The following is a 1,506-nucleotide window of genomic DNA, read 5'->3' as shown; positions in this document are numbered from 1 at the left end:
GTTGCCGATAAGCAGTTAATAATAAAAGTTTATGATAAGGCCATTAAGCATGAAACTTCTGGAGGAAATGTGGATTTAGCAACCATAATCGGGATCCTAGGCGCAATTGGCTTAATTGTCATGTCTATGTTTATGAGTAGTAGCGGTGAAATGGCTATGTTTGCCGATGCTCCTTCTAGTGTAATTGTATTTGGTGGTTCACTTTTCATTGTTTTATCAAATTTCACCATGTCGCAGTTTTTGGGTATAGGTAAAGTTGTTGCTAAAGCGTTTATGTTTAAAATTGAAACGCCAGAAGAACTTATTGAAAAAGCAGTAGAACTTGCTGATTCAGCTCGTAAAGGGGGCTTTTTAGCACTCGAAGAAGCTGAAATCCCAAATCCATTTATGCGCAAAGGCGTCGACATGCTTGTTGATGGCCATGACGCAGATGTTGTTCGCGCCACACTTCAAAAAGACATCTCTTTAACCACTACTCGACATGAAATGGGTGCAGGCTTATTTAAGTCATTAGCCGATATTGCACCAGCAATGGGAATGATTGGTACTCTAATTGGCTTAGTTGCAATGTTATCTAACATGGATGACCCAAAAGCAATTGGTCCGGCAATGGCGGTAGCGCTTTTAACAACTTTATATGGTGCGTTTTTAGCCAATGTTGTGGCAATTCCTATTCAGGTAAAACTTGAACTGCGTAAAGACGAAGAAGCTATGAATCAGCGTTTAATTTTAGATGCTATTTTAGGTATACAAGATGGCCAAAATCCAAAAGTTATCGAAGGTATTTTGAAAAATTACTTAGCTGAATCTAAACGCAAAGTAGATACCGAGGAGTAATTATGTCTGATCAAGAGTGCAAATGCCCACCACCAGGCCTACCAGCATGGATGGGAACGTTTGCCGATTTGATGTCACTGTTAATGTGCTTTTTTGTACTCTTGCTTGCGTTTTCAGAAATGGATGTACTTAAGTTTAAACAAATTGCGGGCTCTATGAAGTTTGCTTTTGGTGTGCAGAATAAAATTGAAGTAAAAGATATCCCTAAAGGTACCTCTGTTATTGCTATGGAGTTTACCCCAGGCAAACCAGAGCCAACCCCAATAGAAACCATTCAGCAACAAACAGTAGAAATGACTCAACAAATGTTAGAGTTTCAGGCTGGAGATGAAAGCTCAGCTGGCGGCAGGCAAGAACAACGCGGGGATAAACGTGGTGGCGAATCTCGTAGTACTTCTCAAGAGCAATCGTCAGAGCAAGCAACTTCAGCGGCCGATCAGGAACAAACTAACGAGCTCGTTAAAAAAATCGCGCAGCAGCTTGAAAAGCAAATAATAGATGGTGCAATTGAGCTTGAATCTTTAGGGCAGCAAATAATTATTCGTATTAGAGAGAATGGTTCATTTCCTTCGGGTAGTGCATTTTTACAACCTAAGTTTAAACCCATAATTCAAGATATTGGTGTACTGTTAAAAGATGTACCTGGCGAAATAACTGTATCTGGCCATA

Annotated in this window: 2 protein-coding genes; both read left to right on the top strand. The window is 40.0% G+C overall.

All coding sequences use genetic code 11. The annotated features are described in order from the left end of the window. Positions 1-69 precede the first annotated feature (69 nt). Entirely contained in the window at positions 70-837 is a 768-nt protein-coding gene (gene pomA, locus H5072_RS19255; protein WP_024597197.1) for a flagellar motor protein PomA, read from the top strand. A gap of 2 nt (positions 838-839) precedes the next feature. After that, positions 840-1,506, top strand: a 667-nt coding sequence (locus tag H5072_RS19250) for a flagellar motor protein MotB (protein WP_182694482.1), incomplete at its 3' end; no start/stop codon positions are given.

It is taken from the genome of Pseudoalteromonas sp. SR45-5 (genome assembly GCF_014163565.1).
Classification (GTDB): Bacteria; Pseudomonadota; Gammaproteobacteria; order Enterobacterales; family Alteromonadaceae; genus Pseudoalteromonas; species Pseudoalteromonas distincta.
This window is presented reverse-complemented; position numbering and strand designations above follow the sequence as displayed.